At 37.2% G+C, this 815-nt stretch carries 1 protein-coding gene; it reads left to right on the top strand.

Annotated elements, in window-relative coordinates:
- A partial coding sequence (locus tag ADICYQ_RS31035) for an aspartate phosphatase (RefSeq protein ID WP_040413729.1) occupies nt 1-745 on the top strand: 745 nt, incomplete at its 5' end.
- Nucleotides 746-815 lie beyond the last annotated feature (70 nt).

Genomic DNA, 815 nt, shown 5'->3' with positions numbered 1-815 from the left:
GAGGGTTTTGGATGAAATAGAGAAAGCTGAGTTTTATTTTAAAATGGCTGAAGTCTTTTACCATATGAAACAAACGCATGTATCCATGTATTATGTGCAACAGGCATATGACATTTATAAAAAGCACGATACATATAAAATTCATCGTATCAAGTGTCATTTTGTTATTGCCGGAAATTATGATGATTTGAGGACTCATGACAGAGCGCTTTCTCATATGAAAAAAAGCTTTATTTTGTTGGATAGTATGGAGGACCATTCTCCTTTAAAGGCAAAAGCTTTGTTGAATATGGGGAATAGTTATAACCAGATGGGAAGTCTTTTTTCGGCTGTACCTTATTATCACAAGGCTATAAAGGCAGCTAAAATAAGCGGAGCGAAGGAAATTACCCAGGCTTATTATGATTTAGCTCTGATTCATTTTAGGAACAATGAAAAGATTGAAGGACGCGGATTCTTTGGAAAAGCAATGGAGCAAGCTGAAGAATTTAACGATAGTCTGTTTCAGGATTTATTAAATGTTCTAAAGGCATTATTTATTGAGACTGGAAGCAGGCAAAAGGTCATGAATGCCCTTGAGGCGTTGAGAACGGGACAAGGCTATCCATATTTTGAAGAGCTAGCTTTAATCGCTGCAGAATTTTATACTATGGATAAGCGCATGGAAGATTCTATATATTTTTACAATGAGGTGGTGTGCGCTCAAAGACAAATTCAAAGGGGCGATTTCCTGTATGAAGTTTAAAGGTCTTTTTTCAGCGGTCCTTATTGTAAGCCTGTTGGTTGGAGCGGGGTATTCTTTCGTGCACCATGAT

This window comes from Cyclobacterium qasimii M12-11B, from assembly GCF_000427295.1.
Lineage (GTDB): Bacteria > Bacteroidota > Bacteroidia > Cytophagales > Cyclobacteriaceae > Cyclobacterium > Cyclobacterium qasimii.
Note: the sequence above shows the minus strand (reverse complement) of the source record. Positions and strands in the feature narration are given on the sequence as shown.